General features: G+C 48.2%; 22 protein-coding genes. 9 read left to right on the top strand and 13 right to left on the bottom strand.

The window, feature by feature from the left end:
• Nucleotides 1–75 precede the first annotated feature (75 nt).
• Nucleotides 76–738, top strand: coding sequence for a 2OG-Fe(II) oxygenase (locus ONV78_RS30535; RefSeq protein ID WP_279508377.1), 663 nt, complete (start codon nucleotides 76–78; stop codon nucleotides 736–738).
• Nucleotides 739–789: 51 nt separating this feature from the next.
• On the opposite strand, the gene ONV78_RS30530 is transcribed toward ONV78_RS30535, so the two are convergent.
• The 8 genes from ONV78_RS30530 to ONV78_RS30495 all read right to left on the bottom strand — a co-directional run bounded on the left by ONV78_RS30530 (nucleotide 790) and on the right by ONV78_RS30495 (nucleotide 9,600).
• A complete protein-coding gene (locus ONV78_RS30530) occupies nucleotides 790–1,284 on the bottom strand; it encodes a glutathione peroxidase (protein WP_279508376.1) in 495 nt (164 codons plus the stop codon).
• Nucleotides 1,281–1,985, bottom strand: coding sequence for a DUF502 domain-containing protein (locus tag ONV78_RS30525; protein ID WP_127968145.1), 705 nt, complete (start codon nucleotides 1,983–1,985; stop codon nucleotides 1,281–1,283). Before ONV78_RS30525 ends, ONV78_RS30530 begins: the two co-directional genes overlap by 4 nt.
• Nucleotides 1,986–1,997: 12 nt before the next feature.
• Nucleotides 1,998–2,408 (bottom strand): CoA-binding protein, encoded by a 411-nt coding sequence (locus tag ONV78_RS30520; RefSeq protein ID WP_127968146.1) that lies wholly within the window; start codon nucleotides 2,406–2,408, stop codon nucleotides 1,998–2,000.
• Nucleotides 2,409–2,480: 72 nt separating this feature from the next.
• Entirely contained in the window at nucleotides 2,481–4,928 is a 2,448-nt protein-coding gene (locus ONV78_RS30515; RefSeq protein WP_279508373.1) for an EAL domain-containing protein, read from the bottom strand.
• A 149-nt stretch (nucleotides 4,929–5,077) separates the two neighbouring features.
• Nucleotides 5,078–6,100, bottom strand: a complete 1,023-nt coding sequence (locus ONV78_RS30510) for a 2-dehydropantoate 2-reductase (RefSeq protein ID WP_279508372.1) — start codon at nucleotides 6,098–6,100, stop codon at nucleotides 5,078–5,080.
• A gap of 543 nt (nucleotides 6,101–6,643) precedes the next feature.
• A complete protein-coding gene (locus tag ONV78_RS30505; RefSeq protein ID WP_279508371.1) occupies nucleotides 6,644–6,856 on the bottom strand; it encodes a hypothetical protein in 213 nt (70 codons plus the stop codon).
• A gap of 479 nt (nucleotides 6,857–7,335) precedes the next feature.
• Nucleotides 7,336–8,232, bottom strand: coding sequence for a methyl-accepting chemotaxis protein (locus ONV78_RS30500; RefSeq protein ID WP_127968150.1), 897 nt, complete (start codon nucleotides 8,230–8,232; stop codon nucleotides 7,336–7,338).
• A gap of 150 nt (nucleotides 8,233–8,382) precedes the next feature.
• Nucleotides 8,383–9,600: a diguanylate cyclase gene (locus ONV78_RS30495; protein ID WP_279508370.1), complete on the bottom strand. Its 1,218-nt coding sequence runs from the start codon at nucleotides 9,598–9,600 to the stop codon at nucleotides 8,383–8,385.
• 204 nt (nucleotides 9,601–9,804) lie between these two features.
• Here ONV78_RS30495 and ONV78_RS30490 point away from each other — a divergent pair, with 204 nt between their 5' ends.
• Nucleotides 9,805–10,260: a MarR family transcriptional regulator gene (locus ONV78_RS30490; RefSeq protein WP_347815439.1), complete on the top strand. Its 456-nt coding sequence runs from the start codon at nucleotides 9,805–9,807 to the stop codon at nucleotides 10,258–10,260.
• An 83-nt stretch (nucleotides 10,261–10,343) separates the two neighbouring features.
• Here ONV78_RS30490 and xdp1 read toward each other — a convergent pair whose 3' ends face one another.
• A complete protein-coding gene (xdp1, locus tag ONV78_RS30485) occupies nucleotides 10,344–11,075 on the bottom strand; it encodes an exosortase-dependent surface protein XDP1 (protein WP_279508368.1) in 732 nt (243 codons plus the stop codon).
• A 389-nt stretch (nucleotides 11,076–11,464) separates the two neighbouring features.
• Between xdp1 and ONV78_RS30480 the strand changes: the two genes are divergently transcribed.
• Together ONV78_RS30480 and ONV78_RS30475 are read left to right on the top strand one after the other, a co-directional pair.
• Nucleotides 11,465–12,799: a DUF2235 domain-containing protein gene (locus ONV78_RS30480; protein WP_279508367.1), complete on the top strand. Its 1,335-nt coding sequence runs from the start codon at nucleotides 11,465–11,467 to the stop codon at nucleotides 12,797–12,799.
• 90 nt (nucleotides 12,800–12,889) lie between these two features.
• Complete coding sequence (locus ONV78_RS30475; protein WP_279508366.1) at nucleotides 12,890–14,008, top strand: GGDEF domain-containing protein; 1,119 nt, start codon at nucleotides 12,890–12,892, stop codon at nucleotides 14,006–14,008.
• A 12-nt stretch (nucleotides 14,009–14,020) separates the two neighbouring features.
• On the opposite strand, the gene ONV78_RS30470 is transcribed toward ONV78_RS30475, so the two are convergent.
• Nucleotides 14,021–15,376, bottom strand: a complete 1,356-nt coding sequence (locus tag ONV78_RS30470; protein ID WP_216738903.1) for a cytochrome c peroxidase — start codon at nucleotides 15,374–15,376, stop codon at nucleotides 14,021–14,023.
• Between the two features lie 996 nt (nucleotides 15,377–16,372).
• Here ONV78_RS30470 and ONV78_RS30465 point away from each other — a divergent pair.
• Nucleotides 16,373–16,603, top strand: coding sequence for a hypothetical protein (locus tag ONV78_RS30465; RefSeq protein WP_279508365.1), 231 nt, complete (start codon nucleotides 16,373–16,375; stop codon nucleotides 16,601–16,603).
• A 112-nt stretch (nucleotides 16,604–16,715) separates the two neighbouring features.
• A complete protein-coding gene (locus tag ONV78_RS30460) occupies nucleotides 16,716–17,417 on the top strand; it encodes a hypothetical protein (protein WP_279508364.1) in 702 nt (233 codons plus the stop codon).
• 37 nt (nucleotides 17,418–17,454) lie between these two features.
• Here ONV78_RS30460 and ONV78_RS30455 read toward each other — a convergent pair whose 3' ends face one another.
• Complete coding sequence (locus tag ONV78_RS30455; protein ID WP_279508362.1) at nucleotides 17,455–17,643, bottom strand: CopG family transcriptional regulator; 189 nt, start codon at nucleotides 17,641–17,643, stop codon at nucleotides 17,455–17,457.
• 182 nt (nucleotides 17,644–17,825) lie between these two features.
• On the opposite strand from ONV78_RS30455, the gene ONV78_RS30450 reads away from it, so the two are divergent.
• From ONV78_RS30450 to ONV78_RS30440, 3 genes are all read left to right on the top strand, one after another.
• On the top strand, nucleotides 17,826–18,332 hold the full coding sequence (locus ONV78_RS30450; protein ID WP_279508359.1) for a hypothetical protein: 507 nt from the start codon (nucleotides 17,826–17,828) through the stop codon (nucleotides 18,330–18,332).
• Nucleotides 18,333–18,498: 166 nt separating this feature from the next.
• Nucleotides 18,499–18,690, top strand: coding sequence for a hypothetical protein (locus ONV78_RS30445; RefSeq protein WP_279508358.1), 192 nt, complete (start codon nucleotides 18,499–18,501; stop codon nucleotides 18,688–18,690).
• Nucleotides 18,691–18,997: 307 nt separating this feature from the next.
• The gene (locus ONV78_RS30440) at nucleotides 18,998–19,375 is read left to right on the top strand and encodes a hypothetical protein (RefSeq protein ID WP_279508357.1); all 378 of its coding nucleotides are present in this window, start codon (nucleotides 18,998–19,000) and stop codon (nucleotides 19,373–19,375) included.
• 733 nt (nucleotides 19,376–20,108) lie between these two features.
• Here ONV78_RS30440 and ONV78_RS30435 read toward each other — a convergent pair.
• Both ONV78_RS30435 and ONV78_RS30430 read right to left on the bottom strand, forming a co-directional pair.
• Nucleotides 20,109–21,995 (bottom strand): hypothetical protein, encoded by a 1,887-nt coding sequence (locus ONV78_RS30435; protein WP_279508356.1) that lies wholly within the window; start codon nucleotides 21,993–21,995, stop codon nucleotides 20,109–20,111.
• A gap of 18 nt (nucleotides 21,996–22,013) precedes the next feature.
• A complete protein-coding gene (locus ONV78_RS30430; RefSeq protein ID WP_279508354.1) occupies nucleotides 22,014–22,919 on the bottom strand; it encodes a GIY-YIG nuclease family protein in 906 nt (301 codons plus the stop codon).
• Nucleotides 22,920–23,108: the final 189 nt, after the last annotated feature.

Below are 23,108 nucleotides of genomic sequence, written 5' to 3'. Positions count from 1 at the left end.
GTCAGCACGGCAGCCGCCATTGACCTTGACGTCCTCCTATTGTTCTCGCCGCTGGCGCGGAAGGAATTGCATCCTATGTCCTTGAATCAAGATATCGCTCAGTCGGGCGCTTCGGTCTGTGTGCTTCCTTCTCAGGAATGGCATGAGCGGATGGCTGATGTTTTGGCGCAGCAAGGATGGGGCGTCTTTGACGATCTGATTCCGCTGGAGCTGGCTTCGCGTCTGCGACAGGAGGCGGAATTCATGTATACCGAAGGCGGTTTTAGCCCTGCTCATATTGGACGTGCGGAAGACCGACAATTGAATGACTCCGTGCGGCGCGACTGGTCATGTTGGCTGGATGGGCGCAGTGAGACGCAACAAGAGTTTCTGCTCTTTCTGGAAAATGTGCGTCAGGTTCTGAATCGCACTTTGTATCTGGGCTTGCAGGAAGTGGAAGCGCATTACGCTGTATATGAGCCGCAGGCGTATTACCGCCGTCATGTGGACAACTTTCGCGGCCGCAGCCCCCGTAAGGTGACGCTGGTGCACTACCTGAATCAGGACTGGCTGCCAGATGAAGGCGGTGAGCTGGGTTTATACGATGGCGGTAACGGCGGTCTCATCGCGGATATTACTCCCGAGATGGGCCGGACAGTGATCTTTCTCAGCGAGGATTTCCCTCACGAAGTCAGACTGACTCACCGCGCCCGCTGGAGCATCGCCTGCTGGCTGCGCACCAACTCATCGCCGTTCTGAAGCTCCGCGCGGATTCGCGGAGCCTTCTTCTGATTGGGAAATAACTCTGGGCTATTTGCCCAGCAGGATTTTGCTGAGATGGAGTTGCTCGTCGACTTTATCCAGCAATTCTTCATCACTGGGCGGCGTACGCGGATCGAAGCGCGCTACGCAGCGGCCTTCGCCATTCACCAGAAACTTCTCGAAATTCCAATGTATGTCCTCGCCATCGCCGATGAGCCACTGGTAAAGCGGGTGCCGTCCCGGGCCGTTCACCTCTATCTTGGCGGTAATGGGGAAGCTCACCTGAAAACGCGTAGAGCAGAACGCGTGAATAGCGGCTTCGTCGCCTGGCTCTTGCCCGCCGAACTGGTTGCAAGGCAGTCCCAATACCACTAAGCCATCGTCCTTGTGCTCTTCGTATAGCGACTGCAGCTCTTCGTATTGAGGCGTCAGACCGCATTCACTGGCGACGTTCACCAACAATAGCGTTCTGCCTTTGAACTGCTCCAGCGGCAGGTCGGCGCCATGAATATCTTTGACGGTGAAATCGTAAAGCGTCGTCATAGTTGGATGTCCTTATGTTGCTCTGGATGTTTGGGGGCTGAACCCTTATCCGCCGTGGCGACGGCGGGGTCCGTTTTGGCGTTGGCGGGGCCGGCGATTGCCAGCAAGGCCGCGCTGCCGGCGCCGCATGAAATAATGGTGCGAATAGCAGCTTCCACTTTGATATCCGGTCTTAGCGTCACTGCTTCGCCTGGAACGTGAAAAACGAAGCCGGTTGTGGGGTTAGGGCCTGTCGGGACAAAAACCGTGTAGCGGCCGTCGTCGTGCGTGCTGGTGACAATGGCGGTGACGCTGGTCGGCGTTGAAGGGCCGAATATTTTGACTTCCGCCACGGCGCCGGATCTGAATGGCGAGTTTTTCTTATCGCCCAACAACTGGGTGACGATCTCCTTCACCATTTGATAGCCCGGCGCGATACGACGTAAATGAACGTCAAATCGTGAATGCAGATAGCGGCCGATGCTGGTGGCGGTGAGACTGCCCACCAGGATGCACACGATAGCGATCACCAGGATGACGACCATATCTCCGACCACTTCCGGCGCCGACACCATGCGGATGACGATATTGGTGATAGGTTGAATCAGGTCTGTGACGGCGCGGAAAAGCCAATTGAAAAATAAACCCAATATGGCCAGCGGTAAGAGTACGATAACGCCGCCGATAAAGGCGTTGCGCAATAACAACTTCAGTTTTGTCATAAAGGTTAGGAATTACAGTCCCAGTCGGGTGATTTCGATTTTCGGACAACGGTCCATGACGACTTTGATCCCCGCATCCATTGCTTTTTGCGCCGCCTGCTCATGAATGACGCCCAACTGCATCCACACGACGCCGGCGCCAATGGCGATCGCGTTGTCGACGATGTCGGGAACCGCGTCCGGGCGGCGAAAGATATCCACCATATCTACAGGGACGGGAATGTCGCGCAGGCAGGCGTAAACGGTCTCGCCCAGCAAGGTGGAGCCTTCCAGCGCAGGGTTGACGGGAATGACCCGATATCCCTTGTTTTGCAGGAATAGCATGACATGGTGGCTGTCGCGCCCCGGTTTATCGCTGGCGCCGACCATTGCGATAGTGTGTACGCTTTTCAATATTCGGCTGATTTCGGCTGCTGAGGGCATAGTGTCGTTGGCTCCGCTGATAAGCTGTCAGCATTATGCGGAGCGCCGCCGCCCCCTGCAACTGCACTCAGGTTACTTGGGATTTTTCGGCTGTAATCTCAGCAGCTCCCCCATCTCTGCGGCGGGCAGGGGTTTACTGAATAGATAGCCTTGGTAGTAATCGCATTCGTTCTCTTTCAGAAACTCCAGATGCTCAACGGTCTCCACGCCCTCCGCCACCACCTCAAGATCCAGGTGTGAGGCCATGGCCAGGATCGTGGAGACAATGGCGGCGTCGTTCACGTCGCTGTTGATGTCGGTGACGAAGGAGCGGTCGATTTTCAGGCAGTCGACAGGCAATCGTTTCAGATAACTGAGGGACGAGTAGCCGGTGCCGAAGTCGTCCAGGGAAAAACGAACGCCCAATCCTTTAAGGCTGAGCATCTTGTTGATGGTGTCTTTGACGTTCTGGATAACCACGGTCTCCGTCACTTCCAATTCTACGCAATGTGCTGGGAGTCGAGTGGCTTGCAGAATTTCTATGATTTGCTCAACAAACTCCGGCTGGTAAAACTGTTTGGGGCTGACGTTGATGGCGACGCGCATATCCTCTTCCCACCATCCCTTGTCCAGCCACTCCTTCACCTGCATACAGGCCTGGGTGAACATATCCAGGCCGGCGGTGAGAATCAGGTTGGAGTTTTCCAGCACGGGCACGAATTCATCGGGAGTAATCAGTCCTCGTTGTGGATGGTTCCAGCGTATCAACGCCTCCGCGCCGATAATGCGTCCGTCGGTGACGCTGACCTGGGGCTGGTAGTAGAACATCAGCGCTTTGTCTTTTACCGCTGTGCGCAATTCATTTTCGATACTGAGACGCTTGCTCACCGCATCCGCCATCTCCGCTTTAAAGATGGTCATTTTGTTGCGGCCTTCATGTTTAGCCTGGAACAGCGCTGTGTCGGCGTAGCGCAGGATGACTTCCGTGTTGGCGTCTTTATCTGGGTACAGCGCCACGCCCATGCTGGCGGTTACGGTGAATTCCTGAGTGTTGAAAAAGAACGGGGAGGACAGTTCTGAGAGGACTTTCGCCGCGATCAGGTTGGCGTTTTGCTCCGCCTCCTCCGGCGTGCGTCCCAACTCTGGCATGATCACTGTAAACTCATCGCCGCCGAGGCGACCGACAGTGATTTCTTCATCCAGACAGTTACGCAGATTTTTCGCCACGTTACGCAATAGCTCATCGCCGACCGAATGTCCCAGTGAATCGTTGATGTTCTTGAAGTTGTCCAGATCGATCAACAATAGCGCCCCGTAGGCTCCGTGGTTGCGGGAGCGGGCGATGTCCATGGTGAGACGGTCATAGAACAGGTTGCGATTGGGCAGGCCGGTGAGGGGGTCGTGAAAGGCCAGCTGCTCAACGCGGGACTGCGCCTCGACTCTGTCGGTGATGTCCACGGATACGATTAGCGCGCAGGGTTTGCCGAAAAAACGAAATGGGATTTTGTTGCTTTGCAGAATGCGACGGCGGCCATAAATATCCGTGAGGCCGTGTTCGGGAATGAACATGACTTTCTGCTTATCGATGACCTCTCTGTCTTCGTTATCGAAGCGCACGGACTCCAGGTTGGAAATCAAATGGTGCAACGAGTGATGATCCGTTCCCTCGATTTCTGTGATATTGCGATCGTAGAAGCTTGCGAGCGCCTGATTGACGAAGACAAAAGCGCCGTTGCGATCTTTGGCGTAAATCAGGTGGGGAACCGTATCGATAATCTGTCGGGTCTGGCGTTCACTGTCGCGCAAAGTTTCTTCCGCCTCGCGACGTTCTTCCAGGCGTTTTTGTAAAGTTTCCAGAAACTGGTTGCCGATCTGCGCCAGATAGCCCAGCTCATCGCCGTCATGACTGCGAGGCAGGCGCAAGCGGCGGTCACCGGGATCTTCCGGGTTCACCTCGGAAAAGCTGGCGGCGAGAGAGATCAGCGGTCGCGTGATCATGTAATAGAAGGCGATAAACAACAGCAACACCAGCACCATGTTGCGCACGATGCCGATAATCAGTACGTAATAGGCGCGATTGAAGAAGGGCTCCAGGGCTTTGTCCACATTCACCACCACTTCCATGCGGCCGGTCTGGAGCTGGTGATAAGACTCCATTTGTAGCGCGATAGGATAGGTGCGATAAATCGCGCCGATGCTGGACGTAATCCAGCCAGTGTTGGAGTCGGCGACAGGCTTGGCGCCTTCAGCGAGGGTTTGCCCCAGTTCGTCGACGATCAGCACCTGATGGACATAATCATACTGCATGAGGCCGGTGACGACTTCTTCCGCCAGGCGAGCATCCAGAGTGTGAACGGCGCGTACGGCGGGAGGACGGGCGGCTTGCAGCACGCGCTCAATAAAGTCCTGAAAATCCTTCTCATGACTCAAATAGTCGAAATACACCTGTATGGAGCTGAGCAGGCCCCCAAGGATAAAGGCCAGAATGACTCCGGCGCGCGCCAGCTTGAAGGATATACGTCGATGAAACTTCAGTGTCATGTCTGAAACTGCGTCAGGCGCATCCCTCGACATGATCGGTGCGGCGGTGAGAAGGGATGCTGAGTAAATGTTATCTAATCAGTATAGTCGGAAAATCTGCGGCGCCGGCTAACGGGAAACATTGGATTTTCAGGTTATTGCAGCGGGGTTTATTCCTCCGCTGCGCAAGCCGTCGTAATGGCGTTGAGGATGTCTTGCGCACTGAGCTTACGGTAGTCCCTGCCTTCGGCTTCCGCTTGTTTAATCAGGTTCATCAGTGTCCGGTTAACTGGACAGGGAGCGCCTAACTTGTCGGCCAAGTGCGTTACTTCGCCATTGATGTATTCCACTTCCGTTTTTTTACCAAGGCGGAGGTCATCCTGCATGGAAGAGCCAGCGTCGGGATCAATGGCCAGCGCAGCATTGGCGATAAGCCGGAACAGCGGCGTCGGAAGATGCAGAAGATAGGGCGACAGTTCCGGCACAATCGGGCCCAACCGAACGGTCTGGAAGCCTGCCTGCTCAATCACCCTTAACGCTTCCCGTTGCGCCGCCGCCAGTGCCTTACGATAACCGGGGTTGAGCAACATGGCGCGCAAAGGCAGTCCCGATAAAGCATTAATGGCGTTGTTGAGGTTGAGCAACAACTTGCTCCACTGTACCGGCTCCATCCGCTCGTGAACATCCAATGGCAATCCGCCCGCCTTGAAATCTTTCTGAATCTGTTCTGAAAAGGGAGAGGCCTGGATGGCTAAATGGCCGGATGAGACTTGCCGCAGATCGCCTGGATGAGGCTGGATCACGTTGAATGGGACCATCCCGGGAATAATCTTATGGGGTAAGCGGGCTTTGAGCTGTCCGGCATTGCGGACTCCATTCTGGAAACTCACGATAATGGCGGACTCTGGAGCGTGACGACGCAGAACCTCCGCCGCGCTGGCTGTATCCTGGCTTTTGACCGTCACTAGTATGCAGTCGGCGTTGGCCAGAACGGCGGGGTCATCGCCGAAATGAAGCTGTGCGCCATCGAAGTAACGTCGTCCGCCTTTGAGGTTGCGTAGATGCAGGCCTTCCTGCGCAATGAGCTGTGCTTGCGCTGAGCGGCCAACGAACCAGACGGGATTGCCGCCTGCCTGCAGCATTCCTCCCAAAAAACTGCCTATTGTTCCTGCGCCGAGGACGGCGTACCTCATCTTTCTACTCCTTTTGTTATTTTTCAGCATGCTGAGCGGCAGATTTTGTCCGGATATCCGGACGCAGGCAGACACTTTTTGGCGGCGAGTTCTATCTCCTTTTAATTGCCGCCACGCCCAAAGGGGCGGGCATTAGAGCGCATACCCTCAATGAATGTAGCACCAAAAACGGGATATTTAAATTAATGGCAGGCTCGTGCAGGGAACAAATTCAAGGAGTTACAAAATATATGTGTAATATTGTTCCTGTCGTCAAGATACGGAAATGCTACAACAAATAAAGGTGTAAAATTTTCAGACGTATATTTCCGCTTTTGTTAAATACTTTACAAAAGCCTTGTAAAGTTTATTGAGTCACTAATGAATATAAAAATAGATATATATAATCTAATTTATTATAAAGGCTGTTTGTATGAGGCGACGGTGGGGACTCTGTAAGAGAAACAGAAGAAAGTCTAATAATTTCAATGGATAAGAGGCTTTGTTGGTGACGCCGACTACAGCTCTCCCTGGAGGAGAGGGGCGTCGGCGATAAATAGAAGACTATTTAGCGCCGACAAATTGTTTAAGTTCCTGACAAATCGCGTCAGCTTCCGCCTGTAATACCAAACAACGTAATTTGTTGCCGGCAGTCATTGCGCGGTTAAGTTGTTCCATTTTGCTACTGTATAAACGCTCTAAGCGTTTGTTGTAGTGTGAAATTTGGCTGGTCATTGCAGTTACCTCCAAAATTTCTGTCTGTAATATTTTCGCCATGATCCTTGCTCACTATATCGGCAGTTTTACTCTCATCTATAGATAAGCAAAATGCTTGCCTATCTCCCTTTACTACAGCCTTTGGACTTTAACTACTCTGTCTCTTCAAAAGGCTCTCTTACTTTTAGAAAGCGCTGAACCTTGATAATTCCCTTGATTGAAAATTGTTGTGAATTATTGCCATAAGAAAAGAATTTGCAACCTTACAACATACTTTTTTACAGCGCTCAACCAAGGGAGGAATGAGCAAAACCTTATTTATTTAGTAGTTTAGACAAAGTTTTTAATAAGTCAGTTAAAAAATGCACAATAATTTAAAAATTTCGGAAATTACCTAAGTTACAAATTGTTTCCGATAGAAAATCAATATGAAGACTATGTGTTTATACGCACATATAAACGTATATGAGAGGAAATTAAGTGGTACGGAAGTGCAAGTAAATCAATCAGTTGGTCGCACTTCCGTAATTAAGAAGGGCTTACTTGGCGCTGAGATGTTGACGGAGTTCTTCACTGAGATGAATATTTTCATCAGCGCCTTCAACGGACTTATGAGTGTCTTCCAATAGATTCTGAGTGCGATGATTGAGTGAATCGAGTTCTTGTGAAAGATGGTCGAAATCCCGAGCGACGCCTTTTGCCGCCTCCGCGCTTTCAGTGGCGGAACTCATTAATTGATTGAGATTGCGTACAGTTTCGCTGGCGATGGTGACGCTGCTGCCTATGACTTCGGACACTTCCTGCTGCTTCTGAATGACGCGTCCGGAAATGTCGGTGATTTTCTTTATTTCGCTTTGTATTTCTTCCGCCGATTCGTTGGCGGTGGTGGCCAGTTGCCGTACTTCGTCCGCGACGACGGCGAATCCTCTGCCGTGCTCACCCGCCCGAGCGGCTTCGATAGCGGCGTTGAGGGCGAGCAGGTTGGTTTGGTCGGCGATAGCTTTGATGGATTCGACTAGCTGGTTGATCGTCTTGTTGCTTTCTTCCAGCGAGGACAGCAGATCGGTGAATTCATTGATGTAGCGCGATGAGGCTTCGATATTTGAGGACAGTTGCTTGATGTCGGCCACACTTTGCTGGGTGGTGTCGACGGTACCCACCGCCACCTCCACGGACTGTTCCGTCACCCCTTTGATTTGTGCGGAGTGATCCATAAACGCTTCCAACTGATGGCAACTGTCCTGAATTTCAGACAGTCGCTTTTCTGTGGATTTCTTTACTTTGACGGCATTGTCGTGGATCGATTTCGCCATGGCCGCAGGGCTCTTCTCCATAAGCCTGTCTAGCAATTCCGCTTTGCGCTCCAACTCCCGTAAGCGTGAGTTGTCGATGATAGTCTGGTCGTCATTTGCGCGTGGTTTGCCGAATCCGAACATATTCTTATCCGCCTGTGGTCATGTTTTTTGTCATCGCCCGATTTAAGCGAGCCTGCGCCGGTGGAGGGCGTCAAGGAGTATTCTTGAGTGTAGACGCAGGCGGTAAATTTCGCCTGCGCAAATCTATTTAAAATTCATAAAGATGAGGGGTCAGTATTGCTGTCCTTTCTCTGAATCTACAGGCGTCAGAACGCCATCCAGTGATGACCAGAATACGCAATTGCGACCATAGGACTTGGCCTGATAGAGCGCTTTGTCCGCAAGCTCCAGGAGTTGTTTAGGCGTCATGGTCTCTCGAGGAACGCCGCTGACCCCGCCGATGCTGATCGTGACGGATACCGGGTCCGATAGATGCCATACGGCGCTCGCCGCCACCGCTTTGCGTAATTTCTCCGCCAGCGCGGCGGCTTCCTCCACATCGACGCCCGGCAAAATGATGCCGAATTCTTCTCCGCCATAGCGGGCCAGGACATCGCTGTTGCGTTGTAATTGGCGCATCAGGGTTTGTGCGGTTTGCACCAGACATTCATCTCCGACCAAGTGACCATAGCGATCATTGACCCGTTTGAAGTGATCGATATCGATGAGCAGGAGTGATATGGGGTAGTTCAACCGGGAGGCCCGCCGCAAGTCGGTATTTAGAATCTGGTCAAAATAACGGCGGTTTTTGACGCCGGTCAGACCATCTTGAATCGTCAGTTCGGTCAGGTATTTGGCCTGTTGGGACAGCTTTATAATGCTTAACACTGCGACTTCGTATTCGTGACGAGGCAACGTCGAGATCCAGCTCATGCCCAGGCCGAAAGTAATCAGTAGAAAGCCGACCGCGCCAGGTTGGGTGGCGTAAGGGGAAAACAGCGCCAGAGTCATAGGGCCCAGCAGGCAAATGATGAACAGATTCACCATGCGTCCCAGTATCGCCAGAGATGCGGCTCCGCCGGCGCACAATCCAAGAGTGCAGGTAAGAAATAAAGGGAAGTGCGCTGAAAAGGGCGTAGGAAGCACTGATAACGCAGCAATACCGCCCCACAGACCGGCGCTGAAGCTGGCTCCAAACAATAGAGGCGCATAAGAAGCCTCATGCCCTACCTCAAGCTTACGCGTGAACTGGTGCATCGCGTAATAACGATAGCCTGATACGGCAATGATCAGCAGGGCGACATAAGCCAGCCAAAGAGATTTCTCTGGTGTGGGAGAGCTGAACATGATCGCCGCCGAGATGAACACCCAGGTTGCGGGATAGAACAGGATTCCGGGACGCTGGCGGTTGGCCAGGTCACGCTTGCGTTGTTGCTCCAGTTCATCTCGCAACTCCGGAGGGAGGTCCCGATTATTTGGCGAATTGCGATGGAAGGCGATTCCTCGCATGGGATATTCCCAATAGGAGTAAATTTTTGACTATAAGCGCATACTGCTATTTTTTCACGCCTTGAAACGCGCATGCCGGTTCCTCTGTCTCGACCCGACGGATGGATGGCGTACAATGCTCCGGGCAGCTTGCGGATAAATTAAATATTAGCCGCTTTCCTCGCACAGAGCGCGCTGCGAGACCAGAAAAAGAGAATGATGATTATGACGACCCCTCCCGGAAAGGCCTTAAAGCTTGGTGAGCAGCTTTGTTTTGCTCTTTACTCCACTTCGTTGGCGATGAGTAAACTTTATAAACCCCTATTGAGCGAGTTAGGGCTGACCTACCCGCAGTATCTGATCATGCTGGTGCTTTGGGAGCAGGAAGGGCTGACTTCTTCTGAGCTGGCGAAACAATTGATCCAGGATCTCGGCGCTCTGAGCCCGGTGGTTAAGCGTCTGGAAAAAGAGGGGTTGCTGCAACGCAAACGCTCAACGGAAGATGAGAGAGTTGTGCGTCTGTTTTTAACGGAAGCGGGAAAACAATTAAGAGACTCTGCGGAAAGCATTCCAGAGCAGGTGCTTTGCGTTTCTGGTTTAGAGATGGATGAAGTGAAGGCGCTGCGGAAGCAACTGGAAGAATTACGTCAGGCGTTGTCAAAGCGCGAGAAGTTAGAGTGAGGCGCTGTAGAAAATTAAACGCTGGTGTCTAGTCCTGAAATATAAAAAAGCCGGCGATGCCGGCTTTTTTATTTAAGCGTGAGTTACGCTGCTTTACGACGACGGGACAAGCCGAAGCCAGCCAGACCCAGACCAATCAGGGCTACTGTCGCAGGCTCTGGAACATCGACAGTTTCGATGGTGACATGTCTCAGTTTGAAGTGGTCATTGTATGAAGACCAGCTCTCGCCGAAGGCAGGGTTGTAAGCGCCAATCAACCAGAACTTGGACGCGATGTCAGTGCCAGTTGCAGTTTCGTTTTTCTTGGTGTCGGCGTAGTTGCCCGCCACGCTCCAGCCGTCGCCCAACAGATCGTTCCACTCTTTGTCATTCAGGTCATAAGCGGAAGCGCCGCCAGTGTAAGCCAGAATGGAAACGTCGGAGTCGGAGTAGTACCAGCCGTTCTTGAAATAGCTCAGGTTAACGGCTTCAGAAAAGGACAACATGATCATGTCGTAGTCGGCGCCGTAGCCGCTGTCGTTGTCAATGGAATGCTCGGGAGAGGCGCAACGATCCGCTCTGTACTCGTCATCGTTACAAACGCCCAGACCGTCCCAACGTCCCAGACGCGCATCTTCGAGTTTGTTGTCGGAAGAACCTTTGGTGTCGCTCCATGCGGTGACAGTCAGGCCCAAGCCGTCTTTAGAGTAAGAAATAGAGTTGTTGTAAGAACCGTAAGCAACGCCATCATTCAGGTCCCAGGAGATAGTGCTTGCGAATGCTGAGGAAACCGTCAGCCCGGAGACCAGTACGCTTTTTGCGATAAATTTGAACATGTCGTTACTCCATTAAGAAATATCTTTGAGGTTGTAGTGAAATTCTGGCTTATCTTAGCAATAGGCGTGCCACTCGTTATAAAACAAGGAGTTGCGCTACTTTCCAAGGTGGAATGTGTAAAGGAATGTGACGCTTAGTTGGGTCGTATACTGCTTGCCCATGTTAACTATTTTTGTGCGTGGCCTTGGCGCGCAAGGCCTTTGGGCCGGATTGCATTTTTAGTGCGGTAGACTATTTTTTATACATGTGTAAAGGGAAATAGTGGGTGAAATTTCCTTGGTCGCTGATGCCTCTTCGATTCTGCTGGAGTACGCGCGATTGACGCCACGCATGCATGCGCCGACAAGGATCGAAGACCGGCCCGCAATGCAATACGGGGGAGGGATGTATGGGCAAGTCGATAGTTGTCTGCTGCGATGGTACTTGGAATAGACCGGAATCCGAACAGGATGTGAATTGTCATCCTACGAACGTGCTCAAACTGGTGCGCTCTATTACACCTTGTTACCAAGGGGGGCATCAGGTGGTGTTCTATGATATGGGCGTGGGTGTGAACGGCTTGTGGGACCGTTTTGCTGGAGGCGCGTTGGGTGCGGGACTGTCCGATAATGTCATGGATGCTTACCGCTTCCTGGCTAACAACTGGTCGGAAGGCGATCGTATCTATTTGTTTGGATTCAGCCGCGGGGCCTACACAGTCAGGTCTCTCGCCGGTTTCATTCATTTATTCGGGTTACTGCCGAAATATGAAATGAAAAACTTCCCATTAGCCTATCGCTACTATCGCACTCAACCAGAAGAACGTGAGCAGCTGGCGCAGGCCTACACCGCCCGGCGCTTGATTGATCTGGTGGAGAGTCAGAATCGGCGCGTGGAAATCGAGTTTATGGGGGTATGGGACACGGTTGGCGCGTTGGGCGCTCCCATCACTGGGTTGCGCACACTGTCCCGACGCTGGGTGGGGTTCCATGACACTCAGTTGTCCGATACGGTGAAGTTCGCCGTGCAGGCCCTTGCGATTGATGAGCTGCGCAAGCCGTTTTCTCCAGATTTGTGGACCCATCATCCTGACGCTTCCGAGCTGCGTCGCGACCGGGATAACCAGCGCATACTGCAGGTTTGGTTGCCGGGCAGTCATTCTGATGTGGGCGGCGGCTACAGCGAAGCGGAATTGTCTGATTTGACCCTGGCGTTCATGAGTGAGCAAGCCAGAGCTCATGGCCTTTATACTGATCCGTCCATGGTGATGTCCACCGCTGAGGAACACCGTGAGATGGGATCGTTGCATGATGAGTTCAAAGGTATTTATTCAGCAATGGGCGAGTTCTGTCGTCCGATTGGCCCTCAGCAGCGAGAAGAGCTTGGGTTGGAGCTGGGGGTGAATGAGAAAATTCATCACTTTGCGAAAGTCAGGTCGGACAATAAAGGCGTAGGGCTCAATAAGGGCAACTTGTACGCTGCATTCAATGATCATGTCCCGCTGTTTTATCCCCGTAGATGTGAGCGCATTCTTGTGGATGAAGCCGCAGTGAGCGCGACCCTTACCGGAACGGGAGAACTTTGCCGAGTGCTGGATTATTCCGGCGCTGGCGCTCGCCTGGAGGCGGTCGGCGCTATCAGCGAACATAATCGCGTTACTGTGCGACATCCTTTGTGGGGCGAGCGTTTCGCGGAAGTGAAATGGCGTAATGGACAAGAGGCGGGGCTGGCATTCGCTGCATGACGGATTAAGCGGTTCCGTTCCTTTGCGCCTGGAAGTCCGAGGGGCTCCAGAACATAGAGACGAATTAAAAGGGAAGGAGCGCGAAGGAAAGTGAGCAGCAGCCTGGACGAACGCATAAAGAGTCATCAGCACATTCGTAAGCGCCGTACGCTGATGACCTTTGGGTCTTATCTCCTCACCTTCGCTGTCGCCTTGGCGGGGTGGGCGGCAGGCCTGCTTGAGCTGCGCTATGCGGTGCATTTCCTTATCATGAGCGTCGCCATCAACGGCGGTTTTTACCTGTGCTTCCTGAGTAATTGGAATTTAAGCCGTAAAGATCCCAACCTCACGGAAGAGCAGATGCTGGTCTCTTTATTTCCTCCGCTGTATATCATGTATTTCATGGACGACAACCAGGCCCGCAGCGCAGTGGCGATGGTGGCTATCATTCCTCTGCTATATGGCATCCTCGGCATCGACACCAAACGCTATATTCGCGTTGCTGCAGCTTATTTCGGCGGGTATCTGGGGCTGCTTGGTCTGCTGCTATGGCTCAAACCGCGCTTAGTGACGCCGAACTCGGAATTTGTATTGTTGACCGCGCTTTTTATGGTCATGGCGCAGATGGCTCTGATTGGCGGCTTCATCAGTAATTTACGCGCGAGCCTGAGGGCGAAGAATCATCAATTGAATGAAGCGCTGGAAAAAATCAGCGTTATGGCGAGTACAGATGAGTTGACCGGACTCTGCACCCGACGGGAATTAATGAAGCAACTGTCCAATGAGCTCAGTCGTTGTCGGCGTAGTTCAGGCGCTTTGTCGCTCTGTCTGCTGGATATCGACCACTTCAAACGCATCAATGATTCCTATGGCCATCAGGCGGGGGACGCCGTGCTGAAAAAAGTGGCGGAAACCATGCAGTCCCTGGTGCGTTCTATCGATTGTTTAGGACGCTATGGCGGTGAGGAGTTTTTACTGATTCTTCCGCAAACGCCCCTTGATGGCGCTTTCATTACAGCAGAACGATTACGGCGGGCAGTCATGGAGACTTCATTTTCGGAAGTAGCGCCGGAGTTTCGCGTCACCATATCTCTTGGCGCGGCGGAGCTGGAAGAGGGCGAGGCCATGGAAGCCCTGATCGCCAGAGCGGATCAAGCCTTGTATGCGGCCAAAGGCGCGGGACGTAATCGAGTGGTATCCGCGGGGCAAACCGCGGATACCCTTACCTAGAGCGACTCAATATTAATCGCTGACTGCAATGCCGCTAGGAACCTGATTGGGAATCAGTTTACGAAGATCAAGGCTGTTCGCGTCCGTTAACGTATGCAGGAAAGCGATTAAAGCGCTGACCTCCGCATCCGATAGCGGGTTGGGGCGTAGCTCGTTGTTCTGAGCGATCTTGTCCCGTAGCGAAACATCCTCGTAGCCCTGAAAGTCAATCTCGTCCAGGTCGCTGCGCGAGGGCATCAACGTCTGCGATGTGTCGTAGTTGTCCAATGACTCCAGTGCATTCAAATGATGTCTGACGACGCCTTCCAATGATGCATAAGCGCCGCTGTGGCCATACGGAGCGGTATGCGCGACGTTACGCAGCGAGGGCGTTTTGAACTTGGCGAAGTCACTCTGTTCGCGACTGGCTTCCGTCCGACCGCGATCCTCTAATGGCATGCGCGCCTCCGGCCCGGGGCCGATTTGCGGCATGGCGATGTTATGGAAGCTGTGGTCGGTCTGGAATTTACCGCTATGACAGCTGTCGCAACCTGCTGCGCCATAGAATAAGTTCATACCTTCCACTTCCTTCGGACTGAGTGCGTCGACATCGCCTCGCAGATACTGATCAAAACGGCTGTTGTCGGCGCGAAAGGCGTTGGTTTCAAAAGCGGCGATGGCGTTTGCGTAATGAGCGATCTTGATATCTTCAGGCAGGCTGATATTGGGATATGCGGCCTGGAATAACTCGACATATTCTGGAATGGCGCGGATGCGTTTCAGATAACCTTCCCAAATGGGACGGAAGCGACCATTGCCGGGGCGGACGGAGTCGGCGATTTCATTCTCACCACGTTGTCCGATCATCTCATTGATGTTGGCGATGGGGAACAGCGCCTGTCCGGCTAGCACGTTATCTAACCCACCTGGTTTTTCCGGACCGGCTGGAATACTGATTTCGCTGGGCTTGTCCGCATTGCCCTCCATGATGCCTTGCCAGTTGAGATGAATAAACTCCCGCGCGCCCAGGTTATAAAGGTGTGGCGCATGTCGGCCTATTCGACCGGGCACGGCGTCGTCGCCGGAACCTGTGGTGCGATAAGGGCCGATAAATCGCCCGCCTTCGCCGATGCCCAAAGACAGTCCGTCCGTTGTGGCCAGAAGCGGGTTATGGCAAGTGGCGCAGGAAATATTGCGATTGCCGCTCATGATTTTGTCGAAGAAGAGCATCCGCCCTAACTCATATTTAGCCGGAGCCGGATCGCCATTATCGTAGTAATCCGAATCGACGACAGGCGTTGGTAAAGGTCCGGCTAAGGCGTGTGCGCTGGTTAAAATAGTAAGTGCGATAGAACGACGTAAGAGATTATTTTGATTGGAACGAGTCACAGCATTCTCCCTGAAAAAGCTGTCGCAGTAATACTCCCTCTGCTTTGTATTATTCTTTGTAGGTTTGTGCGGGGTGGCGTGGGTTCATGCTGGCTCTCGCGTACTTGGCGGAGTGCCTCAACCCATGCTATTTGACCCTAATTTGCTCTCTCCTGGGCTGTCCTCTCTCCTCCTCTGCTTTTTCGTTAGGTTAATGTACGCGACATTATAAAGATTTTTTTTCTTTGTAAACAGTGTGTTACGAAGAATTCTAATCGAGTGGTTTGGCAATGGCTTCGGTGGGAAGAAGAAACAATGTTGATCTGAAGAGTAACGGAAGATAGAGAAATTGCGTGGGGTATTACAAGAGACTTTGTAAGAATGCAAAGTCACTTAATACCGAAATCAGGAAGATGGTTCAGGAGGGGGCGTGGGACATAACGATAGATCTCTGAATAGCTGGAGATTTTGTGATTTCAGGTAGCGATTCTTTACAAAAAATAAAATGCTCTCCAGAGACATTATTGGTTGAAAAAAGAGGCTTGCAACAAGCCTCAAAGTCAAGGCTTCCTTCATCATCACCGTTAAAGAGTCTAGTCGTTGCGTGAGTATCTGTGTAGCTCTCAAATTTGGCTCCAGCGTAGAAAATCGAGAGTTAATCAGAACTCTACACTGACAAGAACTCGAAACCAGTGTAAAGACTGCTTTGGCCTCTAATTCCTTCTTGACTCGTTCCGGGTATCGTCTGCGATTGGTAACTTGGTAAGGCGCAATCGTACTTTATTCTTTGCGATACTCCTAAATGCGCCCTTAATCAGGCTTCTTGCCCATTATGAGTAGTGTGCTATGCTAATTCTATTACCATTTGATGTTAATATGATTAACATCAAATTGGAATTGGCTTCAAACCATAGGGGGTTCTTGGTTTCGCTGTAACCAAGCCATGGGACCAAGGTCAACTATGTGTACAGAGCTATAGAAGTGGGCGACTAAAAGAATTAGAGGCACATAGCGCATATGCATAAGGACCAAGCTATTGAGATGCAAAGCCGAGGAATGTTGAAGGATGTTGTCGTGCTGCCAAATCCATCTTTATGTAGTGAGTGGATCATTTTATTTAAAGATTATGCCGGACGTAGTCATTTCTTGCTTCGTGATACTGGCGAAGTAACTAGCTGTGTGAACCTTGAGTCAATAGTTGGACTATTGAAGGAGATCGGGTTTAGGCGTGCTGAGATTGCATTTTGATTAGTTGTGGAATAACAAGGACTAAAAAATGCTGGCATTCTACAAACTAATTCAACTTCTAAGCATAGGAAGGCCAATAGTCCGTCGATGTGACTCATATGGGGATGTGGAGGTGTATGATACTGATGATAGGAGGATTCTAGCATTAGGGTCAATTTTTGAGCAGAGCTGTCAATTTAAGTCTAATCCTGCATACCTTGTTCACGAGCATATGCGTGCGATGTTGTTGCCCCTAATATACATCAACCCTCGCCATGTTACAGTTTTGGGGTTAGGAGGTGGGTGCTTAGTCAGTTGCCTTTTTAAACATTTTTGTAACCTCAGACTTCATGCGGTTGAGTTGAGGAAAGCTGTTATTGATATAGCATTTGAATACTTTCAGTTGCCTGTAGATCAGCGTCTTTCCGTAATTAAATCTGACGCATGGTCTTATATTTCAAGTGGAGAAACTGAAGAAACTGATATCCTGTTTTGTGATATGTATCACTCTGATGGTATTGAGCGCCTACAGCTACATCCCAAATTCATAAGGCAGTGTAGGCGTTTATTAAATACACAAGGATGGTTGGTGCTTAACTACTTTCAATCCCACTGGGTACATAAATCTGCCTTTGATACTATTCTGAGCATATTTGAAAAGGTTTATGTTTGTAGCCTTACTACAGGAAATAGGATTGTTCTAGCGACGGATACGATGCCGTTGTTGAGTCACGATATGGTTGCGCAGAGGGTCGATGAGCTAGAAGGGCTTTTGGGCTTTTCTATGATGCCATATTTTATGCGAATGGAACGCTTTGATTTAAAGGTCAATTAGTAGCGTAGTTAGAGATGTGGCGGGAATGCCAAGACGGCTACTTTGATTTTTTTAGCTCGGTGTTAGAAGTAGAGAGATAATTGACATTGTATTTTTTTAAGTAGTCCCGTATTAACTGACGTACAACTTGGGAAGGGGTTAGATCTTGGGATGCGCATAACTCCTCAAAAGCCTGTTTCTTTCGAGGATCAATTAAGACTGTTAGGCGGGCGTTCTTGTTTTCCATTTTTTGGGCTACCTCATACTGTGATCAGATTATAGGGTAATGTGGGAGGAATTCATAGCGCAAGGATAGGGTGGTGACCTATGGGCGGAAAAGTCGTCCTTACCATAAAGCTGTGGCTTTCTGCCTTGATTAAGGTCATCTTAGCTTAAAGAGAGTTTCCAGTTTTAGGTGATTAAAGTCCAATGATGAATAGTGTTTTTAAACCAGCTTGGCCGGAATATTTTGATGTGATTGCTCAGTTAGAATGGTCTGAACCATATACTCACGATGAACTATTCTCTGGCAAGGTAAAGGAAAATGTTTCAGCATATTTTTATTCTATCGTAGCGCAAAGTAAAAGAGTCTGGTGGCCCTATTATATAGGTATGACAATGGATCAAACGGTTGCTGCTCGCAATCAAGCATTGGATCATATTGAAAGGATGGAGCGGTTGAGAATAGCTTATCCTAAACTTAACTTTATGGTGACATTAGGAACCCCTTTTTTCTCACAAGGGCAAGCGAAACGAGATGTGATCTATGCTATTGAAGGGTTGCTTATATATGGGAATTGGCATTCTGACATGGTGAATGAGAAGAAAATACAGACGTTTAATTCAATTCCACATATATTTATTGAAAATATAGGTTGGATAGAACATGTTGAGAAAGAATTAGCATTTGGAGTTTTTTACAGCAGTGGAGAGTAGTCTCGTCGGCATTCTCTTGCGCCACTGAAGTGCCTGATATTGGATGACCATATGTTGACCAAACCTCTCGGCTACGGATAACCTGAACCTGATCACCGCCGCCGATTTTAACTAGGCCATCGCGCGAAACCGACACGCGTCGATTCAAGGCAACGACAGCGCCACGGTGGGCGGCTCGCGCTCCGCGACGATCAGCGGCAACAACACGCGGACCAGCGCCAATAAAACCGTAAACGTTCAGGGTAACCATGCGGACAGGAAGATCCAGGCGCAAATCATAGAGCTAAAAGCCAGCTCCGCTGTGACCATCCAAACGCCGGCCATCGCCATGGGCGGCGGATGTGTTGCAGGTGATTGAGGATCTAATCGGGGTGTTTCAGGAGTTGGCGGCTACCACGGCGAGCCACACCCACGGAGGCGGAGGAAGCGGGACGCCATCAAGCATGGGTAGTCATAGTATTCAGGCAAGCCGCGCTGACACAATTAAAGCACAAATTTTGATGCTCATACGTTAACTACCCCTTTTACAAACAACACATTAGCCCTACAACTAAAAAATAGTTGCAAGGAAGATTTATATTTATCGGTTATACATGTTGAGGCCCATCAGATATGACCTATACTTGATCAGGATTGATTTGTGTGGATAAGTAAATGGGGACGGTATGTTTACTGTTGATGGAAACTTTATTGGAGAGTTTAAAACAGGCGACAATATAAACTATAACCTCGATTGTTTAAGAGTGATGTATAAGGCTCAGGGTATTGTGAGTAAGGATGACGGGATTTTACTTTGTAAGCCTATAATAGTCACTGAAACATCTATAATTGAAGCCTTGCTATATGATATGTTTTTTCGAATAAACAAATTTACGCGAGAAGGCTTGGGGAATGTAGCTGAGGCAGTTTTAAAAAAAATAAGAAGCAAGAATGTAGATCAGCTTGAAACATTGATAGCTGTCTCGAAGAAACATGAGCTGCTAGGCCCTAAAACAACTGGGATATATGAAAATCTAGATAATCTTAGGCGCATTAGGAATTGAATTCACATTCAAAATTCAAAGAAATACAAACCAAGGAATGAAGACTCGTTGTTCACTATGGTACTTCAAAATGAATCTGAAGAAACATTATAAATTGTTGCCAAGTATTTGTCGCATAAGTATATAAGGCCATCGCACGCATCAGGGTTTGTTGAGCCTTTGAATTTCCCATGGGTTGAGTATAAAAAGTAACTTCATTAAAAGAAGCGAACATTCTGTTTAATTAGAGTGAAAAAGTGGAGCCCATAAGACGGAGGTCTATCACGCAATGGAGAGAGGTATTTTCGAAGCTTCTTTCATATTAATTGGCATTATAGTAATAGCAATATCGATTATTTACTACAATCATAAAGAGGGTTTAAATAGCTGTTATTCATGTGGAAAATATTTAACGATAAAATCGAATAGATATTGGTACAACGTTAATGGAAAGGATGTTCCAGTATGCAGTAAGTGTCATAAAAAGATGGGAGATAACTTACATTAAAACTAACGAAAACTAATAAATCAATTGCTTTTCTATTTGGCTATATGACTAAGAAGTTGGCTGCTACGACAGAGAGCCGCACCTACACAGGATGTCTCAAGCAATGGGAGCCATAGCAGCCAAGCGAGTCGTACGGGCAATCTGAAAGATCAAATATCGAGAGTTTAAACTTAATTTGCTCTACAAGGTGGCTAGGTCATAGATCTTATTGACGTCGTAACTGTTCTTGTATTCGTAGTAAAATAGTCATTTATTTTTAATAAAAAGTTTCGCTGGAATTTTTAATGGTAAAGGAGGAACCTCCTTGCCAATTTTGGCCTTTAACTTTTCTAAGGTTTCCAACTGCTTTTTACTGTTAACACTTAATAGATATTTTTTAACATCGTCAAAAAAAGTTTCCAGCCGAAGTCTATTTAAAATTCTTTCATGTTTGAGTATTGTTCCGTATAACAAGTTTTTATCAACTGGACAGTAAACTACATTAGTAAAATCATGATATTCTTTATATCTTGCATTAATACGTAGTCTCTGCGCAAATTGTATTCTCGCATAATCTCTCATTATTAACTCTATGGCCGTCAATAAACTATTGTCCTTATACGGGCTTTTTAAGTTTGCAAGAAGCTTTCCTATATGATCGGATAAGGACAAGAATTCATCTTTATCACAATGCATTAATGAGTGAGAAATGAGGCTTTTGTAATTATTTTCCATTTGCGCCAACTGACGCGAGAGATAGTCGTCGAGGTACTCATCACTGAAATTTAAAGTATAAGACTCCCCTACACTCTCTTTTAGTATTTCTATATAGTCGTTTACATTTAATTCGGCACGTATTGATGGATTGTTTATTACTGCAAGGTCTAAGAGATTATATATCGGCAGTTTCCGTTTCTTACTTTTAATTGAATTCAAGTTATATTCCGTGTATAGCTCACGCCTTATTGGTGAGACTGACAAAAATGTTATAAATTTATAAATCATTTTTGAATCATTGCTATCAGACACCAGCATCAATATGGTTGACAATATTCTTTTCTTTGAGACCAAATCAAACATGGTGAATGAGGCCATATTTTTAAAAATATTTTCAATGACTTCAAGGAATCTGCACTTATCCCCATGGTAATATAGTAATTTTACTCCATCAATTATGTTTTGAGGTATCATGAATGAGTTGTAATATCTTATATTTGATGTGATTGCATTATAGCAACAGCAATATGCATTAGACATAATACAAGGATATTCTTTGAGCATAACAAATTCGGATAGGTACGTAACAATACTCTCTACATCTTCTTTACTTATGGTTTTAGATAATAATTTTATTTCTTCATTTCTTTGATAAGTCCAGTCTGGGGAAGATAAATTAGGCTTCCCTCTCAACTTAAAAAAGTTAGGTGTGTTTTTTATTATATTTCTTATGGTTAATTTATCGCCACCGATATTAAATCTTAATTTATTATTTATCTTTATGAAATCATCGAAATATTCTGTTGATTCAGCTAGGACAAATCCAATGTTTTCAAAATGAGAATACGGTTTACCATTGTTATCTATATTTGGTTGAGTCCAAGAAGGAAAAGCCGATTGTATCTCTGAACCGGTATGCTGGATAGTTATTCTAATTGTATCTCTTGGTGAATTAATATTGTAGTAGCCTACAATTTGCCCTACTTGGCATTGATCTTCATCGATATTAAGGAGAGATGACTCTATCGCTTTAACAATATCATTCTCTGAAAAGTTTTTTGGAAACAAAGTTTTCCACAAGTATCCTGATTTGTAATATTCATCAGGATACATAGTTAATTTTGCAGAATTTTTTGTAAAAAGCTCTCTTGGAATTCTTAGTGTTATGACTCCATTCGAAAGCTCTCTAGAAAAATACCAAAATGAATTTGTAGCCGAATCAAAAAATCGCAAATGTTCGATTTTTGTTTTATAGTTAGACTTAAAATCAATCCAGCCTTGGTAAGAGTGCAGGCCGCCTTTAATTGCTTTGCGTGCAACTCTTTTGCCATTGACGTTATTTATTGATTCGACTATTACTCCATTAGTTATGTGATTTATTGCCTTCTTTGAGAGAGTTAGCTTCATTCCATTATTTAGAAGTATTTCCTTTTCCATCCAGAGGCCTCTTAACGCTCAGTTTAGAGAAAAAGCGATTCTAACTATCTCAGCTTCAACTTTTTCTGGAGATATTTGGAAGTATTCCCCCCAAAAGCGATATTTTCTAAATGAATTATGAGTTTTTTGCTCAATTTTATAAGCCTCTTCACAACTATTGCAATGTTGCAAAAAAGCCACTTCCATTCTTGGCAACTGTAATAATTCACGATAAATTGAGTCAGATAGAAATGCGGCACGGTTATGCGGATCGCTACTGAAGCCAATCTTTATGACTGGACAAATGCAGCGTGACGCTTTGTTACCTAGTACAACCGTAAAAATATAAACCCACGCAGGGCCATCCTTGCGCTCACCAGTATAAATTCCTGTATAAGGCGGAGGACCATTAACTCTACGCTTTTCTTCTAAACTACGTTGTATACGACTCTGAAGATTTACTATTTCTGGATAAGTAGGCAGAGATAACTCAGTCTTGGGTAAGGACAATATTGTTGCAGCCTCGTCAGGGGGGAGTCGTACAGCTTGATTAGTCTCTTGGGTTCCCCTGTCACGGCGTCTAGCTGGCAATACATCATTTAAACGAGGCATGCCGTCCATGGCGTATGCTTCGATATATGGCACACTATAGGGCCAACGAAATTTCCCTGCATCATTAAAACTCTCAGGGGTAATTTCTGTTCCTAAAGCCTTTAAAAACTCTAAGGTATCTACAGGCGACATTGCAGCAATTTTGACAATCCCCAAAATGCGCCCACGCTCCTCCTCCTTTGTTGGTGGCCCGCAAGTTCCTACCAGGACAACCCAATCACCAGACTTGTATTGGCGCATTAACGCCATACGATTACCGTCTTTGTTAAAGGCCACCAAAGGCCAATCGCTTCCAAACCCCCACACTTTCGTAAGAAAAACGTTTGGTTTCATGATATCAGCTCCCTATGACCAAGCTTTCTATTGTCATTAAGAAAAAGTTCCTCTGACGCTTTCTTGAACTGATCTATGTCACCTTACAACTTAGACGATTAACGCGCTTAAGCGAGATTTTTCACTCCTCCCCACGCCTGCGCGTTTTGCAAAAAACTTTATGTAGGGAAAGTTGGCAAACGGGTAAAA

Source organism: Hahella sp. CR1, assembly GCF_029813005.1.
Lineage (GTDB): Bacteria > Pseudomonadota > Gammaproteobacteria > Pseudomonadales > Oleiphilaceae > Hahella.
This window is presented reverse-complemented; position numbering and strand designations above follow the sequence as displayed.

Coding starts and splice junctions, on each gene's coding strand:
- xdp1 (WP_279508368.1), bottom strand. CDS start 11,075: ATGTTCAAATTTATCGCAAAAAGCGTACTGGTCTCCGGGCTGACGGTT.
- ONV78_RS30455 (WP_279508362.1), bottom strand. CDS start 17,643: ATGGAAAACAAGAACGCCCGCCTAACAGTCTTAATTGATCCTCGAAAG.
- ONV78_RS30530 (WP_279508376.1), bottom strand. CDS start 1,284: ATGACGACGCTTTACGATTTCACCGTCAAAGATATTCATGGCGCCGAC.
- ONV78_RS30480 (WP_279508367.1), top strand. CDS start 11,465: ATGGGCAAGTCGATAGTTGTCTGCTGCGATGGTACTTGGAATAGACCG.
- ONV78_RS30490 (WP_347815439.1), top strand. CDS start 9,805: ATGACGACCCCTCCCGGAAAGGCCTTAAAGCTTGGTGAGCAGCTTTGT.
- ONV78_RS30525 (WP_127968145.1), bottom strand. CDS start 1,985: ATGACAAAACTGAAGTTGTTATTGCGCAACGCCTTTATCGGCGGCGTT.
- ONV78_RS30465 (WP_279508365.1), top strand. CDS start 16,373: ATGCATAAGGACCAAGCTATTGAGATGCAAAGCCGAGGAATGTTGAAG.
- ONV78_RS30535 (WP_279508377.1), top strand. CDS start 76: ATGTCCTTGAATCAAGATATCGCTCAGTCGGGCGCTTCGGTCTGTGTG.
- ONV78_RS30495 (WP_279508370.1), bottom strand. CDS start 9,600: ATGCGAGGAATCGCCTTCCATCGCAATTCGCCAAATAATCGGGACCTC.
- ONV78_RS30510 (WP_279508372.1), bottom strand. CDS start 6,100: ATGAGGTACGCCGTCCTCGGCGCAGGAACAATAGGCAGTTTTTTGGGA.
- ONV78_RS30435 (WP_279508356.1), bottom strand. CDS start 21,995: ATGGAAAAGGAAATACTTCTAAATAATGGAATGAAGCTAACTCTCTCA.
- ONV78_RS30450 (WP_279508359.1), top strand. CDS start 17,826: ATGATGAATAGTGTTTTTAAACCAGCTTGGCCGGAATATTTTGATGTG.
- ONV78_RS30500 (WP_127968150.1), bottom strand. CDS start 8,232: ATGTTCGGATTCGGCAAACCACGCGCAAATGACGACCAGACTATCATC.
- ONV78_RS30515 (WP_279508373.1), bottom strand. CDS start 4,928: ATGACACTGAAGTTTCATCGACGTATATCCTTCAAGCTGGCGCGCGCC.
- ONV78_RS30430 (WP_279508354.1), bottom strand. CDS start 22,919: ATGAAACCAAACGTTTTTCTTACGAAAGTGTGGGGGTTTGGAAGCGAT.
- ONV78_RS30505 (WP_279508371.1), bottom strand. CDS start 6,856: ATGGCGAAAATATTACAGACAGAAATTTTGGAGGTAACTGCAATGACC.
- ONV78_RS30520 (WP_127968146.1), bottom strand. CDS start 2,408: ATGCCCTCAGCAGCCGAAATCAGCCGAATATTGAAAAGCGTACACACT.
- ONV78_RS30440 (WP_279508357.1), top strand. CDS start 18,998: ATGTTTACTGTTGATGGAAACTTTATTGGAGAGTTTAAAACAGGCGAC.